We start from the raw sequence: 15,266 nt of genomic DNA, 5'->3' as shown, positions 1-15,266 counted from the left end.
GCGCGGGAGGACGACGGCCGATGCCCTACGCCTGCAGCGACCTCGACGAAGCGGTGGCATGGATGCTGGAGCAGCTGCCGCGCGAGATGCACATCGCCACGCCCCTGGGCATCGGCAAGCCGCACCGCCTGCTCAATGCGCTGTACGCGCGCGTGGCCGCGGATGCATCGCGGCCGATGAGCCTGTACACGGCGCTGTCGCTGGACCCGCCGCGCGCCACGCGCGGGCTGGAGGGCCGCTTCATGGCGCCATTCGTGGCGCGCCATTTCGGCGCGGACTTTCCGCGCCTGGCCTATGTCGATGCGCAAAGGCGCGATGCGCTGCCGGCGCATGTCTGCGTGGAAGAGTTCTACCTGCAGTCGGGGGCCCTGCTCGGCTCGCGACAGGCGCAGCGGCGCTATGCCAGCCTCAACTACACGCACGTGGCCCGTGCGCTGGCCGATCGCGGGGTCCAGTGCATCGTGCAGAAGGTGGCGGCGAATGCGGACGGCACGCGCCTGTCGCTGTCGAGCAATACCGACCTGACCTTCGACGTGATCGATGCCATCGTCGATGCCGGCCACCCGCGTCCGCTGCTGGTGGCCGAGATCGACCCGCAGCTGCCCTGGATGGGCGGCGCGGCGGCGGTGGACGCGGACTGGTTCGACCTGGTGGTGGCGCCGCCCGCGCCCTGGCCGAAGCTGTTCGCCCTGCCGCGCGAACCGGTGGGCGACGCCGAGCACGCCATCGGCCTGTATGCCAGCGCGCTGGTGCGCGATGGCGGCACGCTGCAGATCGGCATCGGCGCGCTGTCCGATGCGCTGTGCCATGCGCTGGCGCTGCGGCATACCGACAATGCGCGCTACCGGCGCGTGTTGGCCGCGCTCGATCCGGACCTCGCGTCGCACCCCGCGGTGGTGGCCAGCGGCGGGCTCGGACCCTTCGCACAGGGCCTGTACGGCTGCAGCGAGATGATCAACGAAGGTTTCCGGCGACTGGTGGAGGCCGGCGTGATCCGGCGTCGCGTGGTCGACAAGGCTGCGCTGATGCGGCGCCTCAACGATGGCACCGCGGACGCGGCCGAACGCGCCCTGGTCGAGCGCGACGGCCAGTTCCTGCATGGCGCGTTCTACCTGGGCTCGCAGGCGTTCTACGACTGGCTGCACGGCCTGGACGAGGCCACGCGCAACGGCATCGGCATGATGCGGGTGAGCCAGGTCAACGCGCTGTCCGGCCAGGACGAGTCGCTCGAACGGCTGCAACGGCGCGACGGGCGCTTCTTCAACACCTGCATGATGGCCACCGCGCTGGGCGCGGCGGTGTCGGACGGGCTCGACGACGGGCGCGTGGTCTCGGGCGTCGGCGGCCAGTACAACTTCGTGTCGATGGCGCATGCGCTGCCCGGCGGGCGTTCGATCCTGCTGCTGCGCGCGACGCGCGACGCAGGCGGGCAGACCGGCTCCAACATCCGCTGGAACTACGGGCACGCGACCATCCCGCGCCACCTGCGCGATGTCTACGTCACCGAATACGGCATCGCCGACCTGCGCGGCAGGGTCGACGAGGACTGCGTGATCGCGATGGCCGCGATCGCCGATGCGCAGGCCGTGCCGGCGCTGCTGGAGGAGGCGATCCGCAGCCGCAAGCTGCGCGCGGATTTCCGGATGCCGGAGGCATGGGCGCGCAACAGCGCCGCGCGGGTGCGGACGGCACTGGCGCCGTTCCGCGCCGACGGCACCCTGCCCGACTACCCGCTGGGCAGCGATTTCGATGCGGTCGAGCAGCGCGTGGTGCGCGCCTTGGCGTGGCTGAAGCGGCGCACCGGCTCGCGACGGGGCAAGCTGGCGACGGTCGCCGCCGCGTTGCTGCAGCACGATGTCGACGACAGCGAGGCGTTGGCGCGCATGGACCTGTCGCGGCCGCGCGGGCTGGGCGAGCGACTGCAGGCCAGGCTGCTGCGCCTCGCGCTGGCGCGCACCGCAACACCGGTGGGGTGAACGCGATGTAGCCGGTAGACTTGTCGCGGCGGGCCGGCCCCCACCCCGGCCCTCCCCCGCGCGCGGGGGAGGGAGTCCTCGAGGCCCTGCCGGGTGGCGCGCAAGGCGCCGTCCCGCAATGGGGAAGGACGCCCCGCATCGCCCCGCGCGTATCATCGGCCCATGACCAGCAAAGCCGACCAACTGACGCAAACCCTGCAGACGCTCGAACCCGTGCACCTGCACGTGCTGGACGAGAGCCACATGCACAGCCGCGGGCTTGAAACGCACTACAAGGCCGTGATCGTGGGCGAGGTGTTCGCCGGCAAGCGCGCCGTGCAGCGCCACCAGCTGGTGTATCGCACGCTCGGGCCGCTGATGCAGCAGATCCACGCGCTGGCCCTGCACACCTACACGCCCGAGGAATGGGCGCAGGCCGGCGAAGCGCCGGACTCCCCGACCTGCCGCGGCGGCAGCAAGCACGACCGCGCCGGCTGACGACGGCGGCGGCGGCGGTGCCGCGGGCAGCCCGGCCCGCGCATGACGGCGCATTGCGGGCCCCGAACGGAACAGGGGGCGCCTGCGCGCCCTGCAACCGACCACGTCGATCATCGCGCCGCGAGCGCGGCGCGATGCCTGTGCTACAGCGCCTTGGCCGCCGCGACGACCGCCTCGACGGTGATGCCGAAGTGCTTGTACAGCTCGCCCGCCGGCGCGCTGGCGCCGAAGGTGTCGATGCCGATCACCGCGCCGTCCAGGCCGACGTACTGGCGCCAGAAGCCGGTGACGCCGGCTTCCACGGCGACGCGCTTGCGCACCGCGCCCGGCAGCACGGATTCGCGGTAGGCGCCGTCCTGGCGGTCGAACACGTCGGTCGACGGCATCGATACCACGCGCACCTTGTCGCCGAGCTGCGCGGCGGCGGCCGTGGCCAGCTCCACTTCAGAGCCGGTGGCGATCAGGATGATCTCCGGCGTGCCGCTGGAATCCTTGAGCACGTAGCCGCCGCGCGCGATGTCGCGCACCTGCTGTTCGTCGCGGGGCTGGTGCTGCAGGTTCTGGCGCGAGAACACCAGGCACGAGGGCCCGTCGCGGCGTGCGATCGCCGCCTTCCACGCCACCGCCGTCTCGACCGCGTCGCAGGGACGCCACACGTCGTTGTTGGGGATGTAGCGCAGCGAGGCCAGGTGTTCGACCGGCTGGTGGGTCGGGCCGTCCTCGCCCAGGCCGATCGAGTCGTGGGTGTAGACGTGGATGCCCGGCGACTGCATCAGCGCGCTCATGCGCACGGCGTTGCGCGCGTAGTCGCTGAACACCAGGAAGGTGGCGTCGTAGGGCAGGAAGCCGCCGTGCAGCGACAGCGCGTTGGCGATCGCGGTCATGCCGAATTCGCGCACGCCGTAGTTGATGTAGTTGGCGTCCGGCGAACCGCCGGTAACCGGCTGGCTGCCCTTCCACAGCGTCAGGTTGGAGTGCGCCAGGTCGGCCGAACCGCCGATCAGTTCCGGCAGCAGCGGCGCGTAGGCCTCGATCGCCATCTGCGAGGCCTTGCGCGAGGCGACCACCGGGCCGTCGGCCTGCAGCTTGGCGATGTAGGCATCGGCGGCAGCGGCGAAGTCCTGCGGCAGCTCGCAGCGCATGCGCCGCTGCAGTTCGGCCGCCTGCTCCGGGAACTGCGCGGCATAGCGCTCGAGCAGCGCGTTCCACTTGGCCTCGCGCTCGGCGCCGGCTTCGTTGGCGCGCCAGGCATCGGCGATCGGCTGCGGCACCTCGAACGGCGTGTGCGCCCAGGCCAGGCCCAGGCGCGTGGCCTCGACCTCGTCCTTGCCCAGCGGCGCGCCGTGCGAGGATTCCTTGCCGGCCTTGGCCGGCGAGCCGTATCCGATGGTGGTGCGGCAGCACACCAGGGTCGGACGGTCGTCGCGCTCGAGCGCGGCCTCGATCGCGGCCTTGATGCTGTCCGCATCGTGGCCGTCGACGTCGCGGATCACGCGCCAGCCATAGGCCTCGAAACGCGCCGGCGTGTCGTCGGTGAACCAGCCCTGCACCGGGCCGTCGATCGAGATGCCGTTGTCGTCCCAGAACGCGACCAGCTTGCCCAGGCCCCAGGTGCCGGCCAGCGAGGCGGCCTCGTGCGAGATGCCCTCCATCAGGCAGCCGTCGCCCATGAACACCCAGGTGCGATGGTCGACCACGTCGAAGCCGGGGCGGTTGAAGCGCTGCGCGAGCAGCTTCTCGGCCAGCGCGAAGCCGACCGCGTTGGCGAAACCCTGGCCGAGCGGACCGGTGGTGGTCTCCACGCCCGGCGTCATGAAGTTTTCCGGATGCCCGGGGGTCTTGGATTCGAGCTGGCGGAAGCGCTTGAGCTCGTCGATCGGCAGGTCGTAGCCGGTCAGGTGCAGCAGCGCGTACTGCAGCATCGAGCCGTGGCCGTTGGACAGCACGAAGCGGTCGCGGTTGCTCCACTTCGGATTGCCCGGGTTGTGGCTGTGGTAGTCGTTCCACAGCACCTCGGCGATGTCGGCCATGCCCATGGGCATGCCGGGGTGGCCGGACTTGGCGGCTTCCACGCCGTCGATGGCGAGGAAACGGATGGCGTTGGCGAGCTCTCTGCGGCTGGGAGTGGTCATGTGAGGGCGGGCAGCGAAGGGAGTGTCCCCGGCAAACGGGGGCCGCCATTGTCCCATGCCGCGCCGGACCTGTGGCCGCGGGCGGCCTGATTCGCGCGGTTTCGCGCGCAACCGGTGCCGCTGCAACCGTTGCGGCGCGCCGCGGCCGCGCGCCGTGGCGTCAGGCGGCCGCGATGTCCGGCTCGCTGTCCGTTTCCCCTCGCGCGACCAGTGCGGCGATGCCCAGGTCGCCGGTCACGTTGACGGTGGTGCGGCACATGTCGAGGAAGTGGTTCACGCCCAGCACCAGGCCGATGCCTTCGGGCGGCACGCCGACCATCGCGCAGATCAGCGCCACCACCGGCAGCGAACCCGAGGGCACGCCGGCGGTGCCGATGCCGCCGAGGATGCACACCAGCATCACCATGAACTGCTGGCCGAGCGTCAGGTCGACGTTGAAGAACTGCGCCAGGAAGATCACCGTCACGCCCTCGAACAGCGCGGTGCCGTTCTGGTTGGCGGTGGCGCCGATGGTGAGCACGAAGCGCGAGACCTTCTTCGGCAGCTTCAGGTTCTCGTCGGCGACCTTCAGCGCGGTGGGCAGGGTGGCGTTGCTCGATGCGGTGGAGAAGCCCATCAGCATCGCTTCCTGCACGCCGCGGAAGAAGGCCAGCGGCGACCATCCGCCGACCAGGCGCAGCGCCAGCGAATAGACCACCAGCATGTGGATCGCCAGCGCGCCGACCACGACCAGCACGAACTGGCCGAGCTTCATCAGCAGGTCCCAGCCGAACAGCACGGCCAGGTTGAACATGAAGCAGAACACCGCGTAGGGCGCGAGCCGGATCACCAGCCCGATCAGGGTCATCGAGATCTCGAACAGCCCTTCGATGCCGCGCTTGAGCACCGCGGTCTGCGGCGACGGCGTCAGCACCAGGCCGACGCCGAACATCAGCGCGAAGAACATCAGCGCCAGGATGTTGGCATTGTTGGACGCCGCGCCGATCACGTTCTGCGGCACGATCGACAGCACCATGTCCATGCCCTTGGGCTGCTGGGTGCTGTCGCGCACGATCGCCTGGGCGCGTTCGGCGCCTTCGCTGAGCAGTTGCGTGGCGAGTGCGGGATCGACGCCGGCGCCGGGCTGGAACAGGTTGACCATGACCAGGCCCAGCAGCACCGCGACGCCCGACAGCGCGATGGTCCAGCCCAGCGTGCGCCAGCCGATGCGCCCCAGCGCGCGCACGTCGCCCATCTCCGACACGCCGACCACCAGCGCCGAGAACAGCAGCGGCACGATCAGCATGAAGATCAGGCTCAGGAACAGCTGCGAGAACGGCGTGGTGACGTAGCGGGTCAGCGCCTGCACCCAGCCGGCGTCCGCGCCGATGCCGTAGTGGACGAACATCCCCAGCACGAGGCCGACGCCAAAGCCGATCGCGATCTTCCAGTGCAACGGCATCGGTGTCCTCGCCCCGCGGGTCGGCTCGCTCATCGGCGCTGTCTCTCCTGCAACAATCGCCGAAGCTTAACAAAACCGGCGCGGCCCTCCGGCCGGCCGCGTGCGGCGCGCTCCAGCGGAAGGGCGCGAACCGGGCCTCAGCGCGGCCGCGGCCCCGGGTACAGCGGCGGCAGCAGGTCCTGGCCGGGTTCGGCGGGGGCGGCGTCCCTGCGCCACGCGGCCCCGCGCTCGAAGGCGGCGCGCAGCGACGCGCGGGCCGCCGCGAGATCGCCGCCGGCCCAGCGCGCCAGCTGCAGTTCGCGCAGCGCAGCGCGCTGCGCGGGATCCTCGAGCGCCTGCGACAGCGCTTCCAGGCTCGGCGCCGGCGGCGTGGCCAGGGCGCGCAGCGCCTGCTCCACCTCGCCCGCATCGCCGACCTGCAGCACGCGCTGGAGTTCGCGCACGCCTGTCGGCCGCGAGGTCGACGATGGCGGCGCCTGCACCGCGCCGGCGTCGGACGCGGGCGCGCGCCGGCGCAGTGCCCAGGCCAGCGTCGCCAGCCAGAGCAGCGCAAACGCCAGCGCGATCCACGGCCACGGACCCGCGTCGCGCGCGGACGGAGTGCCCGCGATGGCCGCGGCCGGTGCGCTGGCCGGTGCGGCGTCGCCGGGCGCGACTTCCAGTTCCAGCGCCGGCAGCGAGGCGGTACGCGCCACGCCCGCGCGCACGTCCCACCATTCCACGCGCGGCCCGGGCACGCGCAGCTGGCCGTCACGGGCCGGCACCAGCGCGAAGCGCCGGGTCACCCGCGTGCGCAGCCGCCCGCGTTCGAAGCTCTCGTCCACCTGGGCCGGCTCGGGCAGCACCTGCGCCCCGTTGACCGGGGGCAGCAGCAGTTCCGGCAGCTGGCTGGCCGCGGCGCCGTCGGCGACGAGCTCCACGTCGATGATCGCCGCATCGCCGGCGCGCGCAGACTGCGGGGTGGCGAGGTAGCGCAGTTCCAGCCCGTGCAGGGGCAGCCATGGCTGTGGCGCGCCGTCGGGCAGGGGCCGCACCTGCAGGATCCGCGGCGGTCCGTTGGCGCGCAGTTCGCGACGCCCGCTGCCGAACATGTCGTCGAAGAAACCGCCCACGCCGGTGCCCTCGAAGCGCGCGCCGGGGATGGTCAGTGTGCCGCTGCGCTCGGGCACGATCACGAAGCGGCGCTCGACCACGGTGTAGCGGCGCCCACCGGTTTCGCGCGTGTACTGCAGGTCGCTGCCGACGCGCTGCATCGTCGCGCCATCGGGCTGCGGCTGGTCGAGCTGCCCCGACACCAGCGGCGTGGCGTAGTACAGCCGCAGCGTGTAGCCGATCGACTGCTGCACGTAGGGATCCTGGCTGTCGGCCTCGCCTTCGATGAAGGCCGGTTCGCCTGCGCGCGCGGGCGCGGTCGACGCCGGCGAGACGGTCAGGTGCAGTGGTCCCGTCGACTCGTTGCCCACGCGCAGTGCGGGCACGGTCATCAGGCCGTCGCGACGGGGCCTGAGCGCGACCGCGAACAGCACGCGGTCGCGGTGCTGGCCGTTCACCCGCTCCATGCCGCGGCTGCTGCTGTGGCCGCTGAGCACGAAGTCGGGCAGCAGCGCATCGAAGTCCGGCATGCGCGCGCCGGCCTGGTCGGTCTCGATGTTGAGGGTGGTGGTTTCGCCCACCTCGATGCGGTCGCGGTCGAGCCAGGCGCGGGTGGCCGCCTGCGCCGCGGCGGGCAGGCCGGCGCCGAGCAGGACGATCGCGCAGGCCAATGCGCGCAACAGGAGCAAGGTCATGGCGTCGGTCCTCCACCGTGGCGACGCTGGTGTTCGAGGCGGAAGCGCGCGCGCAGCAGCCCGCCCGGATCGTCGGGCACGCGCCGCAGCCAGGCTTCGCCGGCCTGGCGCCGTTCGCGTTCGGCTTCGCTTTCCGCGCGCTCGGGATCGCCGGGCTCGCGTTCGCCCTGTTCGGCGGCCTGCTCGCCTTTGGCCAGGGCACGCTGCATGCGCTGTTGCTGCGCCGCGTCGGCCTGGCGTTGCGCCTGCGCATCGCTGCCGGGCGGCGGCTGCGGATCGGACCGGGCCTGCTCGGACTCGCCCTCCGGCGGCGGGGACTGCCGCGCCTGCGCGCCCTCGGTGCCTTCGTCCTGTGGTTCGGGCGGTGGCGCGCCGGCGTCGTCGCCGCCGCCCTGGCCCTTGCCCTCGCGCTGGTCGTCGGCTTCCTGCCGCTCCCGCGACCGGCTGCCGCCGGACGGCGGATTGCGTCGCAGCTCGGCCTCGACCAGGGCGCGGTTGGCGATGGCATCGGCCATCCCCGGCTCGTGGCGCAGCGATTCGTCGTAGGCCTCGAGCGCTTCCTCCAGGCGACCGGCGCGGGCCAGCGCGTTGCCCCTGTTGTAGGCGGCGTCGGCGCCGGGCAGCGCGCGCCAAGTCTTCGCGGCCTCGTCGAACCGGCCGGCGCGGTAGGCCTCCAGGCCTTCGCGCAGGCGCGCGTGTTCGACCTGGTCGGCGCGCCGCCAGGGCGTGGCGGTTGGGGGACCGGCCGCCTGCAGCGCGGGCAGCGGCGCCAGCAGGCATACGGCCAGCACGGCGACCATGGCGCCGCGACGGAACGCCAGCAGCGCCAGCAGCATCAGCGGCGGCAGCAGCCACCAGCCCTCGTCGCGCGCGATCCGGGTATTGCCGCGCGTCGTGGCTGCGGCATCGGGGGCGCCCGTGGCCGCCAGCACGCCGAGCGCGGCGAGGTCCTCGCTGCCTGCGGACAGGGCCGCGTAGCGTCCGCCGCCCGCGGTCGCGACCCGCTGCAGGGAGGCGGCATCCAGGTGGCTCGAACGCAGCTCGCCGTCGCGCGCGCGGAACGTCGCGCCTGCCGCCTTGCCCAGGCCCAGCGTCGCCACGCGGAAGCCGGCGGCCGACGCGCGCGCCGCGGCCGAAACGGCCGCCGCATCGGCGGCGTGGGTGATCAGCAGGATGTCGCCGCCGGCGTGGCCGGCCTGTTCGAGCAGGCGCATCGCCGCGAGGATCGCGCGATCGGGCCGGTGGCCATCGACGGGCATCACGTCCGGCGCCAGCGCGTCGAGGAAGAGCGCGACGTTCGCCGCATCCGCGGTCAGCGGCGCGACGGTGTAGGCGTCGTCGGCGAAGGCCAGGAGCGCCACGTCACCGCTGCCGCGTTCGCGCAGCAGCGCGGCGAGCTTGGCCCGCGCCTGCAGCATCCGCGAGGGCGGCAGGTCGGACGCCAGCATCGCATCGGAGAGATCGAGCGCGACCACCAGCGCGCGGCCCTGCGACTGCAGCGGCACCTCGCCCTGGCGCCAGCTCGGCCCGGCCAGCGCGAGGACGGCCAGCGTCCAGGCAAGCAGCATCGCGAACAGCCCGCCGACGCTGGCGCGGGTCGCACCGGGTTCGATCAGGTGCGGCAACAGGTGGGCGTCCACGTGGCGGCGCCAGACGCTCGCCCGGTTGCGGCGCCACCACCAGCCCGCCGCCAGCAGCGGCAGCGCGAACAGCGCCCACAGCCAGCCGGGACGCAGGAACTGCAGCTGGGCGAAGGCTTCGCTCATGCCGCGCCACCCCCCGCCGCCCGGCCCGGCATCCACCGCGAAGGCGGTGGCAGCATTGCCAGCAGGCCAAGCAGCAGCGCCGCCGCCAGCGGCCACGGATAGCGCTCCAGCATCGGCTGCAGCCGCGCGCCGGGCCGGACCACCGGCTCGAGCCGGTCGATCTCGGCGTAGATGCCGGCGAGTTCGTTCGCATCGCGGGCGCGGAACGACCGCCCCCCGGTAGCCTCGGCGATGCGCCGCAACGCCTCCTCGTCGATCTCGACCTCGCCCGTCGGCAGGCGGATGCCGAACATCGTGTGCGCACTGTCGCCGCCGAAGGCGATGGTGTGGATGCGCACGCCCTGTTCGCTGGCCAGTTCCGCCGCCTTCATCGGATCGAGCTGGCCGGCGGTGTTCACCCCGTCGGTCAGCAGCACCAGGACCTGCGGGCCGCGCGCGCCGGTCCCGCCGCCGCGCAGGCGCTTGACCGCCAGGCCGATCGCGTCGCCGATCGCGGTCTCGCGGCCGGCCAGGCCGACCGCGCTGTCGAGCAGCTGCTGGCGCACGCTGTCGCGGTCGGCCGTCATCGGGGTCAGCGCATAGGCGCGCTGCCCGAACACGATCAGGCCGACGCGATCGCCTTCGCGGCGCTCGAGGAAGTCCGCGATCACCGCTTTCGCGGCGGTCAGCCGGTCGACCACGTCGGCGCCGAGGCGCATGTCCTGCTCGCCCATGCTGCCGGACAGGTCCACCGCCAGCATCAGTTCGCGACCCGATGCCGGCGGCTGCACCGGTTCACCGGCCTGCTGCGGCCTCGCGGCCGCCACGCACAGCAGGCACCAGGCCAGCAGCGCCAGCCGCGGCATGCCGCGCATCGCCACGGGATCGCCGCGACGGGCGATCTCCTCGATCCTCGGCCCCCACGGCACCCGCAGTGCCGCCAGCGTCGGCCGCACCGGAGGCAGCCAGCGGCGCGCGAGCCACGGCAGCGGCAGGGCGAGCAGCATCCAGGGCCAGGCCAGGTGCGGCAGCGCGTCGAACCAGCCCGGCAGCGCAGCGGTCATCCGCGCACCTGCATCCAGTCGACGAAACGCGCGCGCGCCACCGTGCGCAGCGCGTCCACCTCGGCCGCATCGAGCCGGGCGCGGAAGGCGCCTTCGAGCAGGAGCCTGCCGGCGCCGGTGGCGAACACCGGATGTTCCAGGCCTTCGTCGAGCAGCTGCAGCCAGGCCTCGTCGCGGCGGATGTCCGCATCGGCTGCGCGACGCCGGGCGGCGCGGCGCAGCAGCGCGGACATCGCCGCGACCTGCTCGGGCGCGGTCACGGCGGCAGCGACAGTCCGGTCGAACAGCTCGCCGGCGCGCCGACGGCGGCGCGCGCGGCGCCAGCGCAGCCAGGCCAGTACCAGCACGATGAGCACGACCGCGCCGAACACGAACCACCAGCCGGGTGCCGGCGGCCACCAGCCGGGCGCGACCGGCTCGTGCACGTCGCGCAGGGGCAACTGCACCGGAGTCACGCCGCAGCCCCGCCGTGGGGGCCTGGCACCCGCCAGGACTGGCTCGGCGCGGCGGCCGACAGGAGGTGGACGCGGACGCCACGTGCGCGCAGGCGGGTCGCGGCCTGCTCCGTCGCCAGCGGGAACGCGTCGTGCCAGCGGCGGCGCTGCGCCGCACTGCCCAGGTCGGGATCGATGCGCCGCCCGCCGGCAAGCAGCGGCAGGCGCTCGCGCGGCGGGTCGCGCTCGAGCGGGTCGTCCACCAGCACCACGACCGCCTCGTGATGCAGGGCCAGCGCGGCCCAGGTCGCATCCGGCACGTCGTCGAGGCTGCCGGGATCGGCCAGCGCGACCAGCCTGGAACCGGGTCGCAGCAGGCGTCGCGCCCTTGCGAGGCCGTCGAGCAGGCCGGCATCGTCGACCGGGGGACGCGCGTACCAGCGCACCAGCGCGTCGAGCACGCGCAGCGCACCCCGGGTGCCACCGGCAGGCGCCACCGGAGCTTCGGCGTGGCTGCCGCGCAGCGCGGCGACGCGGTCGCCCTCGCCCACCGCGGCCCAGACCGCGACCGCGCCCGCGCGCGCGGCCTGCACCGACTTGAAACGCACGCGCGTGCCGAAGTACAGCGCAGGCGCGGTATCGGCCACGACCAGGGTCAGGCGCTCGCGTTCGGCCTGGAACAGCTTGGTGTGCATGCGGCCGCTGCGTGCGGTCAGCCGCCAGTCGACGTGGCGCGCATCGTCGCCACGCGCGTATTCGCGCGATTCCGCGTACTCCATGCCGCGGCCGCGCAGCGGCGACGGCGCCGGGCCGCTGGCGCCGTGGCGCCCGCGCTGCGGCGGGCGCCGGGACTGCGCGACGGTCCGCAACGCGAGCAGTTCTGCCAGCGTCGGCACGATGCCCTGGTTGGAAGCGTCGGGCCGACCGCTGGCGTTGGCTGGTGCTTGGGCGGGCATGGCGGCAGTCCTGCGCTCGGCGTCCGCACTCAGGGCAAGGGCACCCGGTCGAGCAGCGCCGCGACCAGGCGATCGCCATCCCAGCCCTCGGCCGTCGCCTCGTAGCTGGGCAGGACGCGGTGGCGCAGCACGTCGGGGGCCACGTCGCGCACGTCGTCGGGCGTCACGAAGTCGCGGCCGGCCAGCCAGGCCCGCGCACGGGCACAGCGCTCCAGCGCGATCGAGCCGCGCGGACTGGCGCCCCAGGCGATGCGTCGCGCCAGCTCCGCGTCATAGCGACCCGGGTCGCGCGAGGCGAGCACCAGTTCCACCAGGTAGCGCTCCACCGCGGGCGCCAGGTGCAGGTCCAGTACGGCGGCGCGGGCGGCGAACACATCGGCCTGCGCCATCCGGGCCGGCTCGCGGCTGCCGCCACGCAACCCATCGCGGGCGCGCTCGCGCGCCAGCTGCAGGATCGCGGTTTCGGTGCCCGCTTCCGGGTAGCCGATCCGCACGTGCATCAGGAACCGGTCGAGTTGCGCTTCGGGCAGCGGGAACGTGCCCTCCTGTTCGATCGGATTCTGCGTTGCCATCACCAGGAACAGCGCCGGCAGCGCATACGTCTGCCGTCCGACCGTCACCTGGCGTTCGCCCATCGCCTCCAGCAACGCCGACTGCACCTTCGCAGGGGCCCGGTTGATCTCGTCGGCCAGCAGCAGCGAATGGAAGATCGGACCGGGCACGAACTCGAACCTGGCTTCCTGCGGGCGCCAGATCTCGGTGCCGGTGAGGTCCGCCGGCAGCAGGTCCGGGGTGAACTGGACCCGGGCGAAGTCGCCCTCCACCCGTGCAGCCAGCGCCCGGATCGCGGTGGTCTTGGCCAGCCCCGGCGCGCCTTCCACCAGCAGGTGGCCGTCGGCAAGCAGCGCGATCAGCAGCCGCTCGACCAGGGCGGCCTGGCCGAGGATCCCGCTGGCGAGGTCGTCGCGCAGCGCGGTGAACGCGGCATGCAGGCGTGGAGTCTCGTCGTGGGCAGTGTCCATCGGGGGCCTGGGTGGGTCGTCAGGCTCCATTGGACCAGAATCGCGCCGTCCGGGTTCCAGTTCCGGCCACGCCGATCAGTAGCGACTCAGCCGGGCCAAACGAAAACGGGGCGCGAAGGCCCCGTGGTCGTGAAGCCCTTCCCGGGCCAGGTGAGTCTTCGGCGGACTGGAACAACCTTGCGCCCGCGGGTTCCGCGGCTTCGCGGCAGGTCGCACGCAGGCGCGCGGTCCAGAAAAAAACGGGGCCTCGTGGGCCCCGTTCTTCGTGATGCCGCGGCTCAGTTCACGCGTTGCGCGACGCGCAGCACCTTCGGGGTGACGAAGATCAGCAGCTCGGCCTTGTCGCGGTTGCGGCCGCGCTTCTTGAACAGGTTGCCCAGGATCGGCAGGTCGCCCAGGAACGGCACTTTGCTCAGATCGCTGCGCTCGCTGAACTCGTAGACGCCACCGATCGAGACCGTCTGGCCGTCCTCGACCAGCACGGCCGTGGTGATCTCGCGCTTGTTGATGACGGGCACCTCGCCGAGGTCGTCGCCGATGTCGATGTAATCGGAGACCTCGTCCTTCTTCAGCGCCATGTTGAGGAACACGCGCCCGTCGTTGGTGATGGTCGGCGTGACCTTGAGCTCCAGCAGGACGTCCTTGAACTCGACAGTGGGGATGCTGTTGCTCTGGCCGCCGGTGACGGTCAGGTAGCCGATCTCCTGGCCCTGGCGGATCACTGCTTCCTTCTGGTTGCTGGTGACCACGCGCGGGTTGGACACCACTTCCCCGCGACCCTCCTCCTGCAACGCCGAGATTTCAAGATCCCAGTTCACGTAGTTGCCGAGGATGGTCAGGGCGAGCGAACCGGCGCCCGCTCCGGCCCCGCCGGAGAAGTTCAGCGGATTGGTGAACGACGGGAACGGAGCATCGTCCGGATCGCGTGCGAACGCGTTGGAGGAAGAAATATAGGACTGGTTGGCATCGATGCTGCCGGACGTAATCACCCGGTCCTTCGCACCGTACACGCCGAATCTCGCACCCAGGTCGCGCGCGAACGACTCGTTGGCGATCACGATCCGCGCCTCGATCACCACCTGGTCGACCGGCTTGTCGAGCATCGTCACCAGGCGCTGGATCTCGGTCACGCGCTGCGGGATGTCGATGACCAGCAGCGTGTTGGTACGACGGTCGAAGCTCAGACTGCCGCGCCGCGACAGGAAGCCCCGGCTCTCCTGCTGCCCCTGGCTGCCACCGCCCTGTCCCCCGCCCATGCTGTTCTTGCTCTCCTCGGTCAGCAGCTTGGCGATGTCCTCGGCGTTGCCGTAGCTGATCGGGATGTACTCGGTGACCATCTCGGCGCGTTCCTCGAGTTCGAGGCGCGCATCTTCCTTGGCCTTCTCGAACGCCGCGATCTCGACCTGCGGCGCCACCCAGACCACGTTGCCGCTGCGACGCTTGTCGAGCTGGCGGGCCTGCAGGACGATGTCCAGCGCCTGATCCCACGGCACGTTGATCAGGCGCAGGGTGACGTTGCCGGTGACCGTGTCGCTGGCGACGATGTTGAGGTTGGACTCCTCGGCGATCAGCTGCAGGACGGTGCGCACCGGCACGTCCTGGAAGTTGAAGGTCACCGGGCGGCCACTGTAGCTGCGTGCGGCAGATCCCTGCGCCGCGGTGGTCACCGCCGACGGGCTGCTGGCACCAACCGCCCGCTCCGGGGTCGCCGCCGCGCGCGGCACGATTTCGACCACGTAGTCGCGGCCGCTCTGGTAGGCCATCGACTCGAAGTTGCCCTGGTTGCTCAGCACCAGCTGGGCACCCTCGCCGCCCTGGCGCGCGTCGATGCGCTGCACCGGGGTGGCGAAGTCGGTGACGTTGAGCGGGCGCTGCAGCGAGGCCGGCAGCGATGCGTTGCCGATGTTGACGATGACGCTCGACCCCTGGGTGCGAAGGTCGGGGTTCGCGCCATCGCCGTCGAAGCGCAGGATCAGCTTGCCCGCGCCGCCGTCGCCGCGCTTGAAGTCCACGGCCGAGACCGAGACCACGCCTGGCACCTGCTTGGCCGGGTCGATGGCAGCGGCCTGCGCCATCGCCAGCATGCCGGGCGCATAGGCACGCAGGTCCGGAGCGCCTGCCGCTGCCGAGGCCGAAAGCAGGCCTGCGCAGAGGCCGATCGCCAGGGCCTTGACGGGGATGGCGCGCCGGGCCGGCTGCCGATTACGCACTGTGGTGACGGTCATCTTTGAC

The 15,266-nt window shown here is 72.4% G+C and carries 11 protein-coding genes; 2 read left to right on the top strand and 9 right to left on the bottom strand.

The features are described 5' to 3' along the window. Window positions 1-20: 20 nt before the first annotated feature. Window positions 21-1,976: an acetyl-CoA hydrolase/transferase C-terminal domain-containing protein gene (locus Q0863_RS00370; RefSeq protein WP_298573581.1), complete on the top strand. Its 1,956-nt coding sequence runs from the start codon at window positions 21-23 to the stop codon at window positions 1,974-1,976. A gap of 162 nt (window positions 1,977-2,138) precedes the next feature. Further along, window positions 2,139-2,453 (top strand): BolA family protein, encoded by a 315-nt coding sequence (locus Q0863_RS00365; protein WP_298573580.1) that lies wholly within the window; start codon window positions 2,139-2,141, stop codon window positions 2,451-2,453. 143 nt (window positions 2,454-2,596) lie between these two features. On the opposite strand, the gene tkt is transcribed toward Q0863_RS00365, so the two are convergent. The 9 genes from tkt to pilQ all read right to left on the bottom strand — a co-directional run bounded on the left by tkt (window position 2,597) and on the right by pilQ (window position 15,259). Further along, the gene (tkt, locus tag Q0863_RS00360) at window positions 2,597-4,585 is read right to left on the bottom strand and encodes a transketolase (protein ID WP_298573579.1); all 1,989 of its coding nucleotides are present in this window, start codon (window positions 4,583-4,585) and stop codon (window positions 2,597-2,599) included. Window positions 4,586-4,745: 160 nt separating this feature from the next. Next, a complete protein-coding gene (locus Q0863_RS00355) occupies window positions 4,746-6,059 on the bottom strand; it encodes a dicarboxylate/amino acid:cation symporter (protein ID WP_298573578.1) in 1,314 nt (437 codons plus the stop codon). 104 nt (window positions 6,060-6,163) lie between these two features. Beyond that, window positions 6,164-7,813: a BatD family protein gene (locus Q0863_RS00350; protein ID WP_298573577.1), complete on the bottom strand. Its 1,650-nt coding sequence runs from the start codon at window positions 7,811-7,813 to the stop codon at window positions 6,164-6,166. Continuing rightward, window positions 7,810-9,579 carry a VWA domain-containing protein gene (locus tag Q0863_RS00345; protein WP_298573576.1) on the bottom strand — a complete coding sequence of 590 codons (1,770 nt, stop codon included), beginning with the start codon at window positions 9,577-9,579 and terminating at the stop codon, window positions 7,810-7,812. The genes Q0863_RS00350 and Q0863_RS00345 overlap by 4 nt, the downstream gene beginning before the upstream one ends. Next, entirely contained in the window at window positions 9,576-10,622 is a 1,047-nt protein-coding gene (locus Q0863_RS00340) for a VWA domain-containing protein (protein WP_298573575.1), read from the bottom strand. Before Q0863_RS00340 ends, Q0863_RS00345 begins: the two co-directional genes overlap by 4 nt. Continuing rightward, entirely contained in the window at window positions 10,619-11,077 is a 459-nt protein-coding gene (locus Q0863_RS00335; RefSeq protein ID WP_298573574.1) for a DUF4381 domain-containing protein, read from the bottom strand. The genes Q0863_RS00340 and Q0863_RS00335 overlap by 4 nt, the downstream gene beginning before the upstream one ends. Then, window positions 11,074-12,012: a DUF58 domain-containing protein gene (locus tag Q0863_RS00330; RefSeq protein WP_298573573.1), complete on the bottom strand. Its 939-nt coding sequence runs from the start codon at window positions 12,010-12,012 to the stop codon at window positions 11,074-11,076. The genes Q0863_RS00335 and Q0863_RS00330 overlap by 4 nt, the downstream gene beginning before the upstream one ends. Before the next feature lie 29 nt (window positions 12,013-12,041). Beyond that, on the bottom strand, window positions 12,042-13,034 hold the full coding sequence (locus Q0863_RS00325) for a MoxR family ATPase (protein ID WP_298573572.1): 993 nt from the start codon (window positions 13,032-13,034) through the stop codon (window positions 12,042-12,044). 278 nt (window positions 13,035-13,312) lie between these two features. Beyond that, the gene (gene pilQ, locus Q0863_RS00320) at window positions 13,313-15,259 is read right to left on the bottom strand and encodes a type IV pilus secretin PilQ (RefSeq protein ID WP_298573571.1); all 1,947 of its coding nucleotides are present in this window, start codon (window positions 15,257-15,259) and stop codon (window positions 13,313-13,315) included. Between the last annotated feature and the right edge of the window lie 7 nt (window positions 15,260-15,266).

Source organism: uncultured Luteimonas sp. (genome assembly GCF_947492465.1).
Lineage (GTDB): Bacteria > Pseudomonadota > Gammaproteobacteria > Xanthomonadales > Xanthomonadaceae > Luteimonas.
Note: the sequence above shows the minus strand (reverse complement) of the source record. Positions and strands in the feature narration are given on the sequence as shown.